This is a genomic window from Faecalibacillus intestinalis (assembly GCF_003024685.1).
Taxonomy (GTDB): domain Bacteria; phylum Bacillota_I; class Bacilli_A; order Erysipelotrichales; family Coprobacillaceae; genus Faecalibacillus; species Faecalibacillus intestinalis.
The window spans coordinates 26,417-43,671 of sequence record NZ_PYLQ01000023.1; the positions used below are offsets into that span (position 1 = coordinate 26,417).

Annotated in this window: 21 protein-coding genes and 4 tRNA genes; 18 read left to right on the forward strand and 7 right to left on the reverse strand. The window is 30.4% G+C overall.

Going from position 1 to position 17,255, the window contains the following annotated elements; all coding sequences use genetic code 11:
* Nucleotides 1–13: 13 nt before the first annotated feature.
* The 8 genes from C7U54_RS12355 to C7U54_RS12390 all read left to right on the forward strand — a co-directional run bounded on the left by C7U54_RS12355 (nt 14) and on the right by C7U54_RS12390 (nt 6,502).
* Nucleotides 14–448 carry an ATP synthase subunit C gene (locus C7U54_RS12355; protein ID WP_022002297.1) on the forward strand — a complete coding sequence of 145 codons (435 nt, stop codon included), beginning with the start codon at nt 14–16 and terminating at the stop codon, nt 446–448.
* Between the two features lie 18 nt (nt 449–466).
* Nucleotides 467–775 (forward strand): V-type ATP synthase subunit F, encoded by a 309-nt coding sequence (locus C7U54_RS12360; protein ID WP_022002296.1) that lies wholly within the window; start codon nt 467–469, stop codon nt 773–775.
* 11 nt (nt 776–786) lie between these two features.
* A complete protein-coding gene (locus tag C7U54_RS12365) occupies nt 787–1,383 on the forward strand; it encodes a V-type ATP synthase subunit E (RefSeq protein WP_107030495.1) in 597 nt (198 codons plus the stop codon).
* Nucleotides 1,384–1,394: 11 nt separating this feature from the next.
* Nucleotides 1,395–3,146 (forward strand): V-type ATP synthase subunit A, encoded by a 1,752-nt coding sequence (locus C7U54_RS12370; RefSeq protein ID WP_107030496.1) that lies wholly within the window; start codon nt 1,395–1,397, stop codon nt 3,144–3,146.
* A gap of 12 nt (nt 3,147–3,158) precedes the next feature.
* Complete coding sequence (locus C7U54_RS12375) at nt 3,159–4,601, forward strand: V-type ATP synthase subunit B (RefSeq protein WP_107030497.1); 1,443 nt, start codon at nt 3,159–3,161, stop codon at nt 4,599–4,601.
* Between the two features lie 2 nt (nt 4,602–4,603).
* Entirely contained in the window at nt 4,604–5,212 is a 609-nt protein-coding gene (locus C7U54_RS12380; protein ID WP_022002292.1) for a V-type ATP synthase subunit D, read from the forward strand.
* 107 nt (nt 5,213–5,319) lie between these two features.
* Nucleotides 5,320–6,087 carry a type I 3-dehydroquinate dehydratase gene (aroD, locus tag C7U54_RS12385; protein ID WP_107030498.1) on the forward strand — a complete coding sequence of 256 codons (768 nt, stop codon included), beginning with the start codon at nt 5,320–5,322 and terminating at the stop codon, nt 6,085–6,087.
* Between the two features lie 40 nt (nt 6,088–6,127).
* Nucleotides 6,128–6,502: a hypothetical protein gene (locus C7U54_RS12390; protein ID WP_032089659.1), complete on the forward strand. Its 375-nt coding sequence runs from the start codon at nt 6,128–6,130 to the stop codon at nt 6,500–6,502.
* Here the strand turns inward: C7U54_RS12390 and asnB are convergent.
* The 4 genes from asnB to C7U54_RS12410 all read right to left on the reverse strand — a co-directional run bounded on the left by asnB (nt 6,499) and on the right by C7U54_RS12410 (nt 10,117).
* Nucleotides 6,499–8,316 (reverse strand): asparagine synthase (glutamine-hydrolyzing), encoded by a 1,818-nt coding sequence (gene asnB, locus C7U54_RS12395; protein WP_241522617.1) that lies wholly within the window; start codon nt 8,314–8,316, stop codon nt 6,499–6,501. The two genes, C7U54_RS12390 and asnB, sit on opposite strands and share 4 nt — an antisense overlap.
* Before the next feature lie 68 nt (nt 8,317–8,384).
* Complete coding sequence (locus C7U54_RS12400; RefSeq protein WP_107030500.1) at nt 8,385–9,296, reverse strand: SPFH domain-containing protein; 912 nt, start codon at nt 9,294–9,296, stop codon at nt 8,385–8,387.
* Between the two features lie 12 nt (nt 9,297–9,308).
* Complete coding sequence (locus tag C7U54_RS12405) at nt 9,309–9,737, reverse strand: NfeD family protein (protein ID WP_022002287.1); 429 nt, start codon at nt 9,735–9,737, stop codon at nt 9,309–9,311.
* 14 nt (nt 9,738–9,751) lie between these two features.
* Nucleotides 9,752–10,117 carry a hypothetical protein gene (locus tag C7U54_RS12410; RefSeq protein WP_022002286.1) on the reverse strand — a complete coding sequence of 122 codons (366 nt, stop codon included), beginning with the start codon at nt 10,115–10,117 and terminating at the stop codon, nt 9,752–9,754.
* A gap of 141 nt (nt 10,118–10,258) precedes the next feature.
* On the opposite strand from C7U54_RS12410, the gene C7U54_RS12415 reads away from it, so the two are divergent.
* The 4 genes from C7U54_RS12415 to C7U54_RS12430 all read left to right on the forward strand — a co-directional run bounded on the left by C7U54_RS12415 (nt 10,259) and on the right by C7U54_RS12430 (nt 12,544).
* Complete coding sequence (locus C7U54_RS12415; RefSeq protein ID WP_107030501.1) at nt 10,259–10,702, forward strand: vacuolar protein sorting-associated protein 54; 444 nt, start codon at nt 10,259–10,261, stop codon at nt 10,700–10,702.
* Nucleotides 10,699–11,160 carry a hypothetical protein gene (locus C7U54_RS12420; protein ID WP_107030502.1) on the forward strand — a complete coding sequence of 154 codons (462 nt, stop codon included), beginning with the start codon at nt 10,699–10,701 and terminating at the stop codon, nt 11,158–11,160. Before C7U54_RS12415 ends, C7U54_RS12420 begins: the two co-directional genes overlap by 4 nt.
* Before the next feature lie 64 nt (nt 11,161–11,224).
* A complete protein-coding gene (gene deoD, locus C7U54_RS12425) occupies nt 11,225–11,923 on the forward strand; it encodes a purine-nucleoside phosphorylase (RefSeq protein ID WP_107030503.1) in 699 nt (232 codons plus the stop codon).
* Nucleotides 11,924–12,544, forward strand: a complete 621-nt coding sequence (locus C7U54_RS12430; protein WP_107030504.1) for an HAD family hydrolase — start codon at nt 11,924–11,926, stop codon at nt 12,542–12,544.
* Nucleotides 12,545–12,549: 5 nt separating this feature from the next.
* Here C7U54_RS12430 and C7U54_RS12435 read toward each other — a convergent pair whose 3' ends face one another.
* Entirely contained in the window at nt 12,550–12,753 is a 204-nt protein-coding gene (locus C7U54_RS12435) for a DUF378 domain-containing protein (RefSeq protein ID WP_032089665.1), read from the reverse strand.
* Nucleotides 12,754–12,847: 94 nt separating this feature from the next.
* On the opposite strand from C7U54_RS12435, the gene C7U54_RS12440 reads away from it, so the two are divergent.
* Both C7U54_RS12440 and alr read left to right on the forward strand, forming a co-directional pair.
* Entirely contained in the window at nt 12,848–13,828 is a 981-nt protein-coding gene (locus tag C7U54_RS12440; protein ID WP_107030505.1) for a LolA family protein, read from the forward strand.
* 60 nt (nt 13,829–13,888) lie between these two features.
* Nucleotides 13,889–14,989 carry an alanine racemase gene (gene alr / locus C7U54_RS12445; RefSeq protein ID WP_107030506.1) on the forward strand — a complete coding sequence of 367 codons (1,101 nt, stop codon included), beginning with the start codon at nt 13,889–13,891 and terminating at the stop codon, nt 14,987–14,989.
* A 28-nt stretch (nt 14,990–15,017) separates the two neighbouring features.
* On the opposite strand, the gene C7U54_RS12450 is transcribed toward alr, so the two are convergent.
* Both C7U54_RS12450 and galE read right to left on the reverse strand, forming a co-directional pair.
* Nucleotides 15,018–15,437, reverse strand: a complete 420-nt coding sequence (locus C7U54_RS12450) for a hypothetical protein (protein WP_022002278.1) — start codon at nt 15,435–15,437, stop codon at nt 15,018–15,020.
* 74 nt (nt 15,438–15,511) lie between these two features.
* Nucleotides 15,512–16,513, reverse strand: a complete 1,002-nt coding sequence (galE, locus tag C7U54_RS12455) for a UDP-glucose 4-epimerase GalE (RefSeq protein WP_107030507.1) — start codon at nt 16,511–16,513, stop codon at nt 15,512–15,514.
* Between the two features lie 208 nt (nt 16,514–16,721).
* On the opposite strand from galE, the gene C7U54_RS12460 reads away from it, so the two are divergent.
* From C7U54_RS12460 to C7U54_RS12475, 4 genes are all read left to right on the forward strand, one after another.
* Nucleotides 16,722–16,797, forward strand: a tRNA-Val gene (locus C7U54_RS12460).
* Nucleotides 16,798–16,827: 30 nt separating this feature from the next.
* Nucleotides 16,828–16,903, forward strand: a tRNA-Thr gene (locus C7U54_RS12465).
* A 4-nt stretch (nt 16,904–16,907) separates the two neighbouring features.
* A tRNA-Tyr gene (locus C7U54_RS12470) sits at nt 16,908–16,991 on the forward strand.
* A 101-nt stretch (nt 16,992–17,092) separates the two neighbouring features.
* A tRNA-Leu gene (locus tag C7U54_RS12475) sits at nt 17,093–17,181 on the forward strand.
* The last annotated feature ends 74 nt before the right edge of the window (nt 17,182–17,255 follow it).

A 17,255-nucleotide genomic window follows, 5' to 3' on the forward strand; every position in this document is an offset into this window, starting at 1 on the left:
GAGGAAATTTATTATGACAGTATTAGAAATTTTATTACCATTAGTTGCAGTAGTTTTATTAACATTACCATTAATTAAAGTATTTACAGGAAAAGTATCAGCTCAAAGCGCTAAAAGAAGATTAGGTGTTCATATCAGTGGTTTCGCTGGTGCAGTCGTTTTATGTTTATTAGTTGCTATGTCAAATTCAAGTGTATTTGCAGCAGGTGAAGTTGCTACAATCACTGGAACAATTGCTCAAGGTTTAGGATTCTTAGCAGCATCTTTATCAACTGGATTCTCTGCTTTAGGTGCAGGTATTGCCGTTGCAGCAGCAGCTCCAGCAGCTATCGGAGCTTTCTCTGAAAATGAAAAGAACTTTGGTAAATCATTAATCTTCGTTGCCTTAGGTGAAGGGGTTGCAATCTATGGTTTATTAATCTCTATCTTAATTATCAACAAAATCTAATTTAGAGAGTGATTTCGTATGAAATTTTATTTAATTAGTGACAATGTCGATACTGAAATGGGTTTAAGACTTGTTGGTATTGAAGGAGAAGTTGTTCATAAAAGAAGAGATTTTCTTGAAGTTTTGGAAACAAAAATGAAAGATAGATCAATAGGTGTGATTTTAATTACAACGAAATTAATTGAATTAGCTCCTGATGTTATTTCTGAAATAAAATTAAAACAACAAAAACCATTGCTTGTAGAAATTCCTGATAGACATGGAAATTCTAAAATTGGTGAAACAATTGATAGATATGTTTCAGAGGCAATTGGAGTTAAGTTATAGGAGAAAGTGCTATGCAAAAAAAAGATCAAGTCTTTCTTTATATCAAAGATGAAATTGAAAAAATTTCATCAGCTGAAGAAAAAGAAATTTTAGATGAAGCAAAAGCAATTGAACAAGAAGCTTATAACCAATTAAGAGGTGAAGCTGAAATTGATGCTAAGCATCAATTAGATAAAGAATTAGCAGAAATTTCTTCTAAAGCAAGTATTGAAGCTTCAGCTCAATTAGAAGAAAGACTAAAAAAATTAGTTGAAAAAAGAGAAGAATATGTTAATACAATTTTTACAGAAGTAAAAAATAAACTTGTTGAATTTGTAAATAGTTCTAATTATCTTGAATATCTTACAAGTCATGTAAAAGCAGTAAGTGATGAATATCAAATGACTGATTGTGTTTTATGTGTAAGAAAAGAAGATTTAAAATATGCTGATGATTTAAAGAAAGCATATGCTTTACCAATTGAAGTTGAAGAAGGTCAACAAATTCAATTAGGTGGATTCATTATTGAAAATGAAACAACAAATGTTGTCGTAGATGAATCATTAGACTCAAATTTAGAAGCTCAAAAAGATTGGTTCTATAAGACTTCTGGATTGATGATTAAATAGGGGGATTAAAGATGAGTGAAAATGTAATTTATTCTATTAATGGTCCCGTTGTTAAAGTAAAAAATGCCAAAGACTTTTCAATGTTAGAAATGGTTTATGTTGGTCATGCTAAATTAATGGGTGAAGTTATCTCAATTTCTAAAGATTTAACAACTATCCAAGTATATGAAACAACAACTGGTTTAAAACCAGGAGAACCTGTTATTTCTACAGGATCACCAATTTGTGTTACATTAGGTCCTGGTATTTTAAGAAATATCTTTGATGGGATTGAACGTCCATTAAAAGCTATCGCTGAACAATCAGGTGCTTTTATTGAAGCCGGAAGCGATGTTGATTCACTTGATGTTGAAAAATTATGGGACGTTACAATGAAAGTAAAAGTAGGAGATGTTTTAAAAGGTGGAGACATCTATGCAACATGTCCTGAAACAGATTTAATTGAACACAGATGTATGCTTTCACCACTTTTAAGTGGTAAAGTTGTTGAAGTAAAAGAAAATGGTCAATATAAAATCAATGATGTCGTAATGAAAATTGAAGATGAACATGGTCAAATTCATGAATGTACATTATGTCAAAAATGGCCAATCAAACAAGCACGTCCAACTCTAGAACGTTTACCAATTTCTATTCCTTTAGTAACAGGACAACGTGTTATCGATACATTATTCCCAATCGCTAAAGGTGGAACTGCTGCTATTCCAGGTGGATTCGGTACTGGTAAAACAATGACACAACACCAAATTGCTAAATGGTGTGATGCCGACATTATCATTTATGTTGGTTGTGGAGAACGTGGAAACGAAATGACCCAAGTTCTTGAAGAATTTAGTGAGTTAATTGACCCTAAGAGTGGTAAACCATTAACTGATAGAACTGTCTTAATTGCTAATACTTCAAACATGCCAGTTGCCGCACGTGAAGCAAGTATTTATACAGGAATTACTTTAGCTGAATATTACCGTGATATGGGATATCACTGTGCAATCATGGCCGATTCAACTTCACGTTGGGCAGAAGCGTTACGTGAAATTTCTGGTCGTCTAGAAGAAATGCCAGCTGAAGAAGGATTCCCAGCTTACTTACCATCACGTTTATCACAATTCTATGAACGTGCTGGATACATGAAAACTTTAAATGGACAAGAAGGTTCTGTTTCAATCATCGGTGCCGTATCACCACAAGGAGCAGACTTCTCAGAACCAGTTACACAAAATACAAAACGTTTCGTAAGATGTTTCTGGGCTTTAGATAAAGCCTTGGCTTATGCTCGTCATTATTTCGCAATTAACTGGACACAATCTTATAGTGATTATGTTTATGATCTTGAAAAATGGTATGACCAAAATGTTGGTTCTGATTTCGTCAGTGATCGTCAACAACTTTCATTCATTCTTGCTGAAGAATCAAGATTAAATGAAATTGTTAACTTAATGGGACCTGATGTATTACCTGAAGATCAAAAATTAGTTATGGAAATCGCAAAAGTGGTTCGTGTTGGTTACTTACAACAAAATGCCTTCCATAAGGATGATACATACGTACCACTTGCTAAACAATTAAAGATGATGGATGTTATCTTATATTTAAATAAAAAATGTCAAGAAGCTGTTGCTCAAGGTAAAGTTGTTCGAGCAATTAGTGAAACTGGTATTTTTGAACAATTAATTAAAATGAAATATGATATTCCAAATGATCATATTGAAAAATTAGATACTTATTATCAAGATATTGATAATGCATTAAAATCTGTAGCGTAGGAGGAAATAAAAATGGCACTACAATATGTAGGATTAAATGAAATCAATGGATCATTAGTCGTTTTAGATCACGTAAAAGGTGCCTCTTACGACGAAATGGTTGAAATTCAATTAAAAAATGGGACAACACGTTCTGGACGTGTTGTACAAATTGAAGGTGAAAAAATCGTTGTCCAAGTATTTGAAGGAACAAATGATTTATCACTAGAAAATACAAAGACTAAATTATTAGGTAGACCAATGGAATTACCTGTTTCTAAAGAAATTTTAGGACGTGTCTTCAATGGTGCTGGTAGACCAATTGATGGTTTAGGTGAAATTTATGCAGAAGAAATGATGGATATCAATGGTTTACCATTAAATCCAGTAAGCCGTGTTTATCCACGTAACTACATCAATACAGGTATTTCATCAATTGACTGTCTTGCTACATTAATTCGTGGACAAAAATTACCAATCTTCTCTGGTTCAGGTTTACCACATGACCGTTTAGCTGTACAAATCGTTAAACAAGCAAAAGTTGCTGATGAATCAGGAAAAGGTTTCGCCATTGTCTTTGCGGCAATGGGTGTTACAAATGACGTTGCAAACTACTTTAAACGTAGCTTTAAAGAAGCAGGAGTTATGGAAAGAGTTGTTATGTTCTTAAACTTATCAAATGATCCAATCATTGAACGTACATTAACTCCACGTTGTGCATTAACTGCTGCTGAATATTTAGCTTATAAACAAAATATGCACGTATTAGTTATCTATACAGATATTACTTCCTATTGTGAAGCGTTACGTGAATTCTCTTCAAGTAAAGGAGAAATTCCTGGACGTAAAGGTTATCCAGGTTACTTATATTCTGACTTAGCTTCTTTATATGAAAGAGCTGGTATTATTAAAGGGGCAGAAGGTTCTGTAACACAAATCCCTATTTTAACAATGCCTAACAATGATATTACTCATCCAGTTCCTGACTTAACTGGATATATCACTGAGGGACAAATTACTCTATCACCTGAATTAAATTCAGCCGGTATTTATCCACCAGTTGATGTTTTACCATCACTTTCACGTTTAATGAAAGATGGTATCGGTGAAGGATATACACGTGGCGATCACCAAGACATTGCCAACCAATTATTTGCATGTTACGCTCACGTACAAGATGTTAAATCATTAACATCAGTAATTGGTGAAGATGAATTATCTCCATTAGATAAACAATATTTATCATTTGGTAAACTATTTGAACAACATTTCTTAAATCAAGGTTTCGATGTCAATAGATCAATTGAAGAAACATTAGATTTAGGATGGGATTTAGTTTCTGTTTTACCAAGAGAAGCACTTGATCGTCTAGATAACAAATTATTAGATGAACATTATGATCATGATCGTGCTGTAAAACGTTTCCATATTAAAGAAAAATCAATCATCAAAGAATTACAAGAAGCAGGTGATTAATTATGGCTTTAAAAGTTGTTCCAACAAAAGGAAATTTAATTTCTACAAAGAAACAATTACAATTAGCTGTTCTTGGATATGATCTATTAGATAAGAAAAGAAACGTTCTTATTAAAGAAATGATGTCATTATTAGATGATGTTAAAATGGTCAGAGATGAAATTACGGAAGCTTATCAAAATGCTTACGATGCTTTACAAGAAGCAAATATTTCTTTAGGGTTGATTAGTGACTTAGTTACAGCAACACCTATTGATTATGGAATCAGTATTGCTTATCGAAGTGTTATGGGTGTAGAAATTCCTAAAATTACTTATCATAAACAACCAATGGTATGTAGTTATAACATGGATCGATCTAATTCAAAAGTAGACTATGCTTATGAATGTTTCTATCGTGTTAAAGAATTGACTGTTGTTTTAGCAGAAGTTGAAAACTCAGTCTATCGTCTAGCAAATACCATTAGAAAAACACAAAAACGTGCGAATGCCTTAAAAAATATTTCAATTCCACGTTTTGAAGAAACAATTAAATTTATTAGTGAATCTCTTGAAGAAAAAGAACGTGAAGAATTTTCAAGACAAAAAGTTATAAAAAATCAAAAGCATTAATTAATTTTAATGCTTTTTTTGCAAATTATAAAAAAATTAACACTCTGATAAAAAAATATGATATTATTATGCTGTTGAATTATTAAATAATCAAAGAAGGTGTAAATATGAGTATTGAAATTAAAGGAGTCATCATTGGAGAGGGAAAACCTAAAGTATGTGTTCCTATCGTAGAAAGCCATGATGAAGCGATTCTAAATAAATTAAAAGAATTTAATGAATTAGAAGTGGATATGATCGAATTAAGAATAGATTTTTATGAAAATATTCATCAAGAAGATGCATTAAGAAATTTATTTTTAAACATTGCTGCCTTACAAATACAAAAACCAGTTATTCTAACAATTCGTACAGCTGCAGAAGGTGGAGAAGTTGAAATTGATCCAAAAGATTATTTCAATGTTTATAAATTAGCAGTTGAAGCAAATGCATTTGATATTTACGATGTTGAATTAGCGTTAGGAACAAATATGGCAATTGAATTAAGAACACTTATTCATGATGCTGGTAAATATATGTTGATGTCAAGTCATAACTTTGATAGAACACCAGAAGTTGATTCATTGATGCAAAAATTTAGATCAATGGATTCTTTAGAAGCAGATATTATGAAGGTAGCAGTTATGCCAGAAGATTATCAAGATTTATTAAATCTACTTTTATTCACAGTTCAAGCTAAACATGAATATGCTCAAAAACCAATTGTGACAATGTCAATGTCATCTATTGGACTTACTTCACGTTTGGTAGGGGAACAATTCGGTAGTGCAATTACTTTTGCTACTGTAGGAAAAGCAAGTGCTCCAGGACAAATTGATTATCAAGAATTGAATCAAATGTTAGATATTATTCATAAAAATATTCAAGAAGCCTAAGCTTCTTGATTTTTTATACATATAATAAAGTGGTGAGATTATGAAAATTGATGTAAAAACTTTAGAAAAACTTGTTTGGATCATTTATAAACGATTCTTTATAGAAAAAGGAAAGCTAAAAGATATCCAAATAAAAATAGATCAGTATATTCAAATAAGAATGGTTTTAGTCTATAAAGGAATTGAAACTAAAATACACATAGATGCAAGACCTTATGTTAATGAAGATATTATTATTGATAGTCAAGGAAGCATACGTTATGGTTTTTTAAAGCTTAACTATGCTAAAATGTTACAAGAATGGGTTAAAGACATTCCTCAAGTATCTGTGAATAATACACAAATAAGAGTAAAAAACGAATATCTACAAGACATTCGTTTAAATAGTCAAGAAATAGAATTAGAGCTTTATTAAAGCTCTAATTCTATATGATATATTTTACCCCACATATAGATTTGATAAAAATAGGCAAGGAGTTGTGGTCCCATCATGAGTTGACCAAACCAAGGAACTTCAATGCTTTCGCTGTTTTCAATAAAGTGTTTAAGTTTTTTTATATCAAAAAGTTGATAAAGAATGTTATTTTTATCGTTAAGTGTTTCTAAGAGAAGATTTTTAATGTAAGTAAGGAAAAATGGAGAATGAGTTTTAGGGTAAGGATTTTTCTTACGATTATAGATTCCTTGAGGAAGGAAGTCTTTGAAAGCATCACGTAAAACAGCTTTTTCTTGTTGATCTTTAAACATATAGGTCCAAGGGACATTGTACATATATTCAACGATTTCTTTTGAAGCGAAGGGTACACGAAGCTCTACAGCGTTATACATAGATTGGCTATCACTCCGTGTTAAGAGTGTTTGCATAAACCATTCAATGTTTAAATAAATCATCTTTCTTTTATTGGTATCATAAAAGCTTTGATCGAGGTAGTCTATTTCATTAAGTGACTGATAATATTTACTTTGAACATATTCTTTAATGTTCAATTTTTTTATATTTTCATTAAGAAGTTCTAATCTTTGATCAACATCTCTAATCCATGGAAATGAATCTAGACTATAAAGTTCTTTTTTATAAAACCAAGGATAACCTCCAAAAATTTCATCTGCACACTCACCAGATAAAACGACTTTATGATTTCTTTTAATTTCTTTACAAAATAATAGAAAACTAGAATCAATATCAGCCATTCCTGGAGCGTCTCTAGCCATTAGACTTTGTTTTAAAAAGATAATTAAATTCTTTTGTGATAAAACGACATTATTGTGATGACTATGATAACGATTGACCATTAAATCAATATAATCACTATCTTTTGTAAGTTGATAATCATAGGGTTGAAAATATTTATCTTGGTCTAAGTAATCAATACTATAGGTTGAAATATGATTGACGTATTGACTGCTTATAGCTGTAATAATACTCGAATCTAAACCACCAGATAACATACAAGAAATAGGTACATCACTTAATAATTGTCTTTGAATACTTTTATTTACAAGGAAGCGGACATCTTGAACAGTTTCTTCATAACTTTTTAGATGTGCTTTTTTTTGTAAAGACCAATATCTTTCAATCATTAAATGCTCACCGTCAAACCATAAATAATGAGCAGGTCTTAAACTATAAATATCTTTATAAAGTGTACTTCCTGGTGATAAACTAGGACCTAAACCTAGTAATTCTTTAATTCCTGTTTTATCAACAACACATTTTCCAATGTACATTAAAATAGCTTTAATTTCACTTGAAATGACTAAATCATCATCTTTTAAATAATAAAAGAGAGGCTTTACACCTAAATGATCACGACAAGCAAAGATTTTATTTTCATAAGATATAACAAATGAAAAGATACCATCTAACATATTTAAACATTTTTCTTTATAAGCAATAAAACTGACAAGTAAAACCTCACTATCACTTTGACTATAAAAATGGAAACCTAAATCAATAAGATGTTTCTTTAATTCATTCATATTATAAATTTCACCATTAAAAATAATGCGATAAGTAATATCTTGATAAGTATATTCTAAAGGTTGCATACCTCCTTTTAAATCAATAATTGAAAGACGGCAATGACCTAATAAAACATGTTGATCAAAATAAGTTCGCATATCATCAGGACCACGATGGTCTAATAAATGGAGCATTTTATTAAATTTTCCACAATCATCTAAGACATTTCTTTGTTGATTATATAAACATAAAATTCCACACATCATTATTCACCCTATACACTATATGACATAAAAAAAAGAATATGAAAAAACAGTCCGAAGACTGTTTTTAACTATTCCTTATCTTTCTTTTCACTTACAACTTCTTTTAAAGTAGTTGCTAATCCTGCAATTCCTTGTAATTCACTTGGAATAATAATCTTAGTAGCATCACCTTTAGATAAGTTTTCTAAAGCTTTAAAACCTTGTAAAGTGACATAAGCTTGATCTGGATGTGCATCGTTGATATAAGTAATACCTTTTGCTTGTGCTTCATAAACTAAACGTAAAGCTTCAGCTTGACCTTCAGCTTTAGCGATGGCTGCTTCTTTTTCAGCTTCAGCTCTTAAGATCGTTGATTGTTTATCTCCTTCAGCATTTAAGATAGCAGCTGTTTTCTTACCTTCAGCTTGTAAAATAGCTTCACGTCTTTCACGTTCAGCACGCATTTGTTTTTCCATAGCTTCTTGAATATCACGAGGTGGAATGATATTTTTAACTTCAACACGGTGAACTTTAATTCCCCAAGGATCAGTTGCTTCATCAAGGATACTTCTCATACGTGAGTTAATAATATCACGAGATGTTAAAGTTTCATCTAATTCCAAATCCCCAATAATATTACGAAGAGTTGTTGCTGTTAAGTTTTCAATGGCATTAATAGGACGATCGACACCATATGTGAATAAACGAGGATCTGTAATTTGATAATAAACAACTGTATCAATTTGCATTGTAACATTATCTTTAGTAATAACAGGTTGAGGCGCAAAGTCTACAACTTGTTCCTTTAAAGAAACCTTATTAGCAACACGATCTAAAAATGGAACTAAAATATGAAGTCCAACACTACAAGTACGATTATAAGCACCGATTCTTTCTACAACATAAGCTTTTGATTGAGGAACAATACGAATTGCAAATGCAATAACACTGACAATAATAATTAAAACAATGATAATTAAAATTAAACCAATAATACTCATTTTCTTTCTCCTTTATTTATTAATTTTTTTAACCACAAGATGAGCACCTTCTACAGCAAGAATTTCACAATAATCTCCTTCTTCTAAAGTAGAATTATCTACACTAGAAGCGGACCATTCCATAGAAAGCACCTTAACTTCTCCTCTTGTATCAGCATCAATTCTTTTTAAAACAAGTCCATGTTGACCAATAACACGATCATAGTTTGTACTGACTGTTTGTGTTCTTAAGTATTTCTTAGCAAGAGGTCTGCTGATTCCAATACAAATAACACTTAAAATGATAAAGATAATAATTTGAATGGTTTGATTTAAACCTAAAGCATAGGCAATCAAGGCACCGATTCCACCAAGTGTAAACCAGATGCTTACTAAATCGATTGTAACTAATTCAATAATAGCAGTTACAATGATAACGCCTAGCCATATCCATAACATCATGATCTATCCCTCCCTTATAGATTAACTGTTAATATTTGGTGAACAACATCAAAATTTGCAGGATACTTTAGACCTTGTTTATCACTTAAATCTAAATGATATTCTCTAGCAAGGTTTTCAATAAAATTTTTATTAGAAACACGTCCATAACTTTTACCAATTGAAATACGATGCAATTGATCACTTGGATAAATTCCTTCATCTATTGCTGTTTTATCAACTGGCTTGATTCCTAATAAATTGTTCTCTTTATCAACTCCTAATAATACATATTGAACATTTTCAAAATGTTTACAAGCAGCTGTGTTTAAAGTGAGATTTGTACTATAAATAGTAACTGTTTTCTTTGAAATTTCATTTGTTGACCATACAAATGCCATAGCTATCATCCTTTCTACTTGTATTATATTATATATATTATTTTTATTCAATATATATTATTATTAATATTATTTATCTCTCATCACATTTCTTTTCATTGAAAAATAAATGCGGTATAATCATTGAAACAGGAGAAAAAGATGAAAAAAATATTAATTCTATTTTTACTTTTATTAGTGGTTGGGTGTCAAAGTAACACGTATGAAGATACGTATTATTTAACCTATTTTTATGTAGAAGATTGTTTGAATTGTCAATATTTTAAAAAGAATGTTCTTCCAGTTATTAAAAAAGAATTTGGTAAACATATGAAAATCAAAGCCTATAATATGGATGATGAAAAGACTTTTGATGAAATGAAAGCAAGCTATCAAGAACATATCAATCAAATCATTGATTTTAATGAGGATGATTATGGTTATGGACCAATGGTCTTTTTAGAAGGTTATCTTGCAATATTAGGGGCAGGAAACGAAGAGGATTATGTTGAACATCTTGTAAATGCTATTCAAGGAAAAGAATTGAATAAAGCATCAAAGAATGAAACATATTATTATTTAAGAAAGGGTAGGGTGAAACAATGAGAAAATTAAAAAAGATTCTATTAATTATTTTATTATTAGTACCATTAGTTGGTTGTCAAAACCAAAAAAATGAATGGAAGGAGACATATCATTTAACGTACTTTTATTTAAAAGATTGTTCCAATTGTCAACATTTTAAAAAGAATGTTCTACCAGCAATTAAAAAAGAATTTGGTAAACATATGAAAATCAAAGCCTATGATATGGATGATGAACAAACGTTTGATGAAATGAAAGAAAGTTATCAAAATCATATTGATCAAATCATTGATTTTGATGAAGATGATTACGGTTATGGACCAATGGTTTTTTTAGAAGGGTATATAGGTATTTTAGGAGCAGGTAATGCAGATGAGTATGTTGAACATTTAGTAAATGCTATTAAGGGTGAAAAGCTTAATGAAGCTGCTGAAATAGAAACTTATTATTTAAAAGATGGTAAGGTACAAAAATCTTAAAATATATTATCAATTAAAACAGAATATGTTAAACTTTAAAGAGAAAATAAAGGAGGAAGTGTTTATGTCAACACCACATAATCAAGCAAATAAAGGAGATATCGCAAAAACTGTCTTAATGCCAGGAGATCCTTTACGTGCAAAATATTTAGCAGAAACGTATTTAGAAAATGTTAAACAATTTAATGCGACAAGAAGCATGTTTGGCTATACAGGAACGTATAAAGGAAAAGAAGTTTCTATTATGGGTTCAGGTATGGGAATGCCAAGTATTGGTATTTATAGTTATGAATTATTTCATTTTTATGATGTAGAAAATATTATTCGTATTGGATCTTGTGGATCATTTAAAGAAGATGTTCGTTTAAGAGATATTATTATTGTACAAGGTGCTTGTACAGATTCAAATTATGCACATCAATATGAATTACCAGGAACATATTCAGCTATTTCGGATTATAGTTTATTAGAAAAAGCTGTAGAAAAAGCGAAAGAAAAGAATTTAAGTTATCATGTAGGAAATGTTCTATCTTCTGATTTATTCTATCATGCAGATAATAAAGCAGATAAATGGATTAAAATGGGATGTTTAGCTACTGAAATGGAATCTTATGCTTTATTCGCAAATGCAGCTTACGCTGGTAAAAAAGCATTAACTTTATTAACTGTTTCAGATTCATTAGTTTCAAATGAAGAAACAACTGCAGAAGAAAGAGAAAAAACTTTCACAGCAATGATGGAAGTTGCTTTGGAGATTGCATAGGTGTTAACTAAATTTGCATTTTTTGATTTTGATGATACTTTGATTCATGGAGATTCTGGTGGAAAACTTTTAAAGTATTATTTAAAAAAACATCCACTATCTGTTTTTAAATTATTTAAAGTGGTTTATCATTATGCTTTATATCTATTAAAGATAGAACCACTTAATAAAGCAAAATCAGCATGGTTATATCCATTAGATAAGATGTCTGATCAAGAGATTGAAAAGTTTTATCAAGAAGTATTAGAACCTTGTTATTATTTAAATGTCATTGAAGAATTAAAAAAGAAAAAGGCAGAAGGGTATACGATTTATATATGTAGTGCCTCTGTAGAAGCTTATCTTCGTTTTTGTAAGTTACCAGTAGATGAAATTTTAGGAACTAAAACAGTCATTAAAGATGGTAAATATACAAGTCAAATGATTGGAAAAAATTGTAAAAATGAAGAAAAGGTAAAAAGAATCCAAGAAGTGATAAAAAATCATAATCTAGAAATAGATTATGACTTATCTTATGCCTATTCGGATTCTTTACATGATATTCCAATGTTAAAAATGGTAAAAAATCGTATTAAAATTGATACTAAAGATGGACATATGTCCACATTTGAAATAGAGTAGCTTAGCTACTCTTTTATATTTAAGTCCGTAAAGAAAAGCATAATATTAATGAGTCCAGCTATTCCTACAACAATATAAATGAGCATTGATAAAAAACTATTTTGACCAAATAAACTATCTACCAAATTAAAATTAAATAAACCAATAAGACCCCAATTAATAGCACCGATCACAGTAAAAACAAGTGCTGTTTTTTGTAATGCATTCATTTTCTTAACCTCCTTAAATAGAGTCTATCCTATAAATTTGTATTTTATACATATAAAAATAAATAAAGAATATTTTTATAATGGAGGGATAGATTTGAAAAAATTATATATTGTCATTATAGGTTTAGTCATTTGTGCAATAGGTATTGTTGTTTTTTTTAAATTTAAAAATAATTCATTGGATGAAACGTTAAAAGAAGCTAAAAGTATGAGTTCTTATCAACTTATATGTGATATGGAAATGACACAAAATGATGAACTTAAAAGTTATGAAGTAAAAGTAGATTATTTAAAAAAAGATAAACAAAAATATTATCGAGTAGAACTTTATGATAAAAGTTTAAATCAATCACAAATTATTATAAAAAATAAAAAAGGAGTCTATGTTTTAACACCAACACTTAATCAAATGTTTAAATTTCAAAGTGATTGGCCTGAAAATAGTCCTAAACCATATATTTATCATTATTTAATCCAATTATTAGAAAATAATAAAGTTAAAAAGATTGAAAAAGGATATCAAGTAGAAGCAAAGGTGAAATATCCTAATGATACAAGAATTGTTAAACAAGAAGTTATTTTTGATAAAAAATTAAAACCATTGATTGTTTTATGTCTAGATCAAGATGAGGCAGAAATTGTTACTTGTAAAGTAAATGAATTTCATAAAAATAAAAATTTTACAGAGAAACATTTTAATCAAAATCAAGCATTGAAAGAATCAAAAAAGGATGTCAAAACATCCGCAAATAATGATGTTTTATATCCAGTTTCTCTATTAGGAGCTAAATTAGAAAGCGAAACAGTGTCTTCAATAGAAGGGGATAAAAATCATATTTTAAAATTTAGTGGTGATAAAAGCTTTACAATGGTAGAAACACAAGTAAATGCTCAACAAGTAATGCAGTTTTCTAATGATGAAGTGATCGATTTAATAGATGGGTTTGCATATTATCAACCTGGAAAATTATCGATGATGTATCATGGAATGATGTGTTCTTTATATTCACAAGATTTAACGAAAGAAGAAATGCTTTCAGTCATGACAAGTATGCAAACTTCATCGACAAAATAAAGAGATTTCAAATTGAATTATGAAATGGGTTGGATTATACTATTGTTTGGAGGTGTCTTTATGAATTTAAAACGTGACACGTATGCAATTGTAGATTTAGACCATTTAAAATATAATGTTGAATTAGCACATAGTGAATTTAAAAGACCGTTGATGGCTGTGATTAAAGCGGATGCTTATGGTCATGGGTATAAAGAAGTTGCTAGTTTTTTAAAGGATATTGATTATATTGAAATGTTTGCTGTTGCAACACTTCAAGAAGCAATTGAGTTAAGAGAATTAGGAATTAATAAAGGAATATTGATTTTAGGAGCTATTCCAACAAGTAAAGAAGATATTGATTTAGCTATTAAATATGATATTTCTTTAACAATGGTTTCAGTTGCTTATTTAAAATTATTGGATCATTTAATTGATAAAGGGCAAACATTAAAAGTGCATATTAAGTTAGATACAGGAATGCATCGTATTGGTTTAATGTCTAAAGAAGAATTATCAACTTTATTAAAACTAGTTGATCCTGATAAATTTAATGTAGAAGGAATCTTTACACACTTTGCGACAGCTGATGGAGATGATGAAGCCTACGAAAAACAAAGAAGTTTATTTTATGAAATGATAGGTAATTGTAAATTCAAATATATCCATTGTTGTAATTCAGCAGCGATGACTTATCATCATGATGAAAAATCAAATATGGGAAGATTAGGAATTACCATGTATGGATGTTCACCAAATGGTGAAGAAGAAACAAAATTCAAACAAGTAATGTCGCTTTATACAAAAGTAGCAATGATCAAAAAAATACCAGCAGGAGATCAAGTGGGATATGGTTTAACATATACGGCTAAAGAAGATGAATATATTGCAACATTACCAATTGGTTATGCAGATGGTTTTATTAGAAAAAATCAGGGGCGTAAAGTATATATCAATGGTAAGTATTATGAAATTGTAGGACGTGTATGTATGGATCAAATGATGGTTAGAGTAGATGAAAATGTAAAAATAGGAGATCAAGTGGAAATTTTTGGTGAACATATTTCTCTTGAAAGTATGGCGAAAGATCTAGATACGATTTCTTATGAAGTTTTATGTTTGATTTCTAAACGTGTACCAAGGGTCTATGTTCAAGATGGACAAGTAAAAGAATTGTTATAAAAAACGAACTCAAATATGAGTTCGCTTTTTATTTAAATAATTCAGCAATTCTATAATATGATAAAGAACCAGATTTTTGAACTTTTACTTTTCCGTTTTTCATAACGAATGTTGAAGGAATTGTTCCGTCATCTGTTTTAAAAGTTTTTTGAATGTATGTTGTTGCATTATTTTCTTTAGCTAAATTTACATAATAAATTTTATCACTATGATTTTTTTCTAAATATTTTAAGCAAACATTTTTGTAGTTTAATGTCGTATTATCCTTATCACTACCTACAACGACTACAAAACTATCTTTATCTTTGATTTTTTCTTCTAATTTATCTTGGGAAATTGTTGAAAGTTCAACATGTGTAACTTGTCGATAAGCAAATAATGCAATAAAAACTACAAATACAAGCCCAAAGACGCTCACTTCTTTCCCGATTTTTTTAAAAAAATCCATAGAAGTTCCTCCTTTTATACTTTTCTATAATACCAAATTTCACCTGTATAAACAATAAAAAAAATAGCCAGAGGCTATTTCATTCTTGTTTTAGCAAAGTTCCATGTATCTCTACACATTTCATCAATGCCTCTAGTAGCAACCCAACCAAGTTCTTCTTTAGCTCTTGTAGGATCTGCATAACATGTAGCAATATCACCAGCACGACGAGGTTTAATTTCATATTTTACTTTTACACCATTAACTCTTTCAAAAGCATGAACAAGTTCTAATACACTATATCCTCTACCAGTACCTAAGTTACAAATATGTAATCCTGGTTTATTATATTTTTCAATGGCAAGAACATGTCCTTTAGCTAAATCTACAACATGAATATAATCACGTACACCTGTACCATCAGGTGTATCATAATCATCACCAAAGACACCTAAACAAGGAAGTTCTCCAGCAGCTACTTTCATAATATAAGGCATTAAGTTATTTGGAATACCTTTAGGATCTTCACCTAATAATCCTGATTCATGAGCTCCAATAGGATTGAAATAACGTAATAATGTAACTGACATATCAGGACATGCATGTTGTACATCTGTTAAGATTCTTTCCATCATGGCTTTACTAGCACCATATGGATTAGTTGTTTCTCCTAATTTACAATCTTCAGTAAGAGGAACCACTTCAGGATCTCCATAAACTGTAGCACTTGATGAAAAGACGATATTATTGACATGGTATTTTTTCATCATCTTAGCCACAATTAATGTAGTAGTTAAATTATTTGTATAATATTCAATAGGTTTTTCTACAGATTCACCAACAGCTTTAAAAGCAGCACAGTGAATAACAGCATCAATTTCATTTTCAATAAAAACTTGTTCAGTTTTCTTTTCATCTAAAATATTAAATTCATAAAATTTAACGTCTTTTCCAGTTATATCCTTAATATATCCTAAAACTTCTGGTTTAGAGTTAGAAAAGTCATCAATTACGATTACTTCATGATTAGCTTGTAATAACTCAACACAGATGTGACTACCAATATAGCCAGCACCTCCGGCAACAAGTACTTTCATTTTATTACCTCCATATATACTTTTTACGTATTCATTATACCAAATAATAAAAGGCAATCAATAATAATAAAAAAAGTGTAAAAAATAGAAATAAAAAACATTGATAAAATCAACATAAAATAAAAAAGGTATAAAAAAACACAAAAAAAGTGTAAAAAAGAGTTGACGTAAAGGGATAAGGATGTTATTATAAGTGGGCACTAGTCGAGGAGGCTTAGCTCAGTTGGGAGAGCATCTGCCTTACAAGCAGAGGGTCAGCGGTTCGAGCCCGTTAGCCTCCACCATTAAAAAATAGTGTTTAAAATAAATAAAATGCCGGCTTAGCTCAATTGGTAGAGCAACTGACTTGTAATCAGTAGGTTGAGGGTTCAAGTCCTTTAGCCGGCACCATGATGGAGAGGTAGCGAAGTGGCTAAACGCGGCTGACTGTAACTCAGTTCCTTTTGGTTCGGTGGTTCGAATCCACTCCTCTCCACCATCTATCTAATGAATGGGGTATAGCCAAGTGGTAGAGCATCTGACTTTTAATCAGAGGGTCAGGCGTTCGAGTCGCCTGCGGGTCACCATTTAACTGAATAAGCCCAGGTGGCGAAATTGGTAGACGCACAGGACTTAAAATCCTGCGGACCTTAAAATCCGTGCCGGTTCGACTCCGGCCCTGGGCACCATTCAATGCGGGTGTAGTTCAATGGTAGAACTTCAGCCTTCCAAGCTGACTACGTGGGTTCGATTCCCATCACCC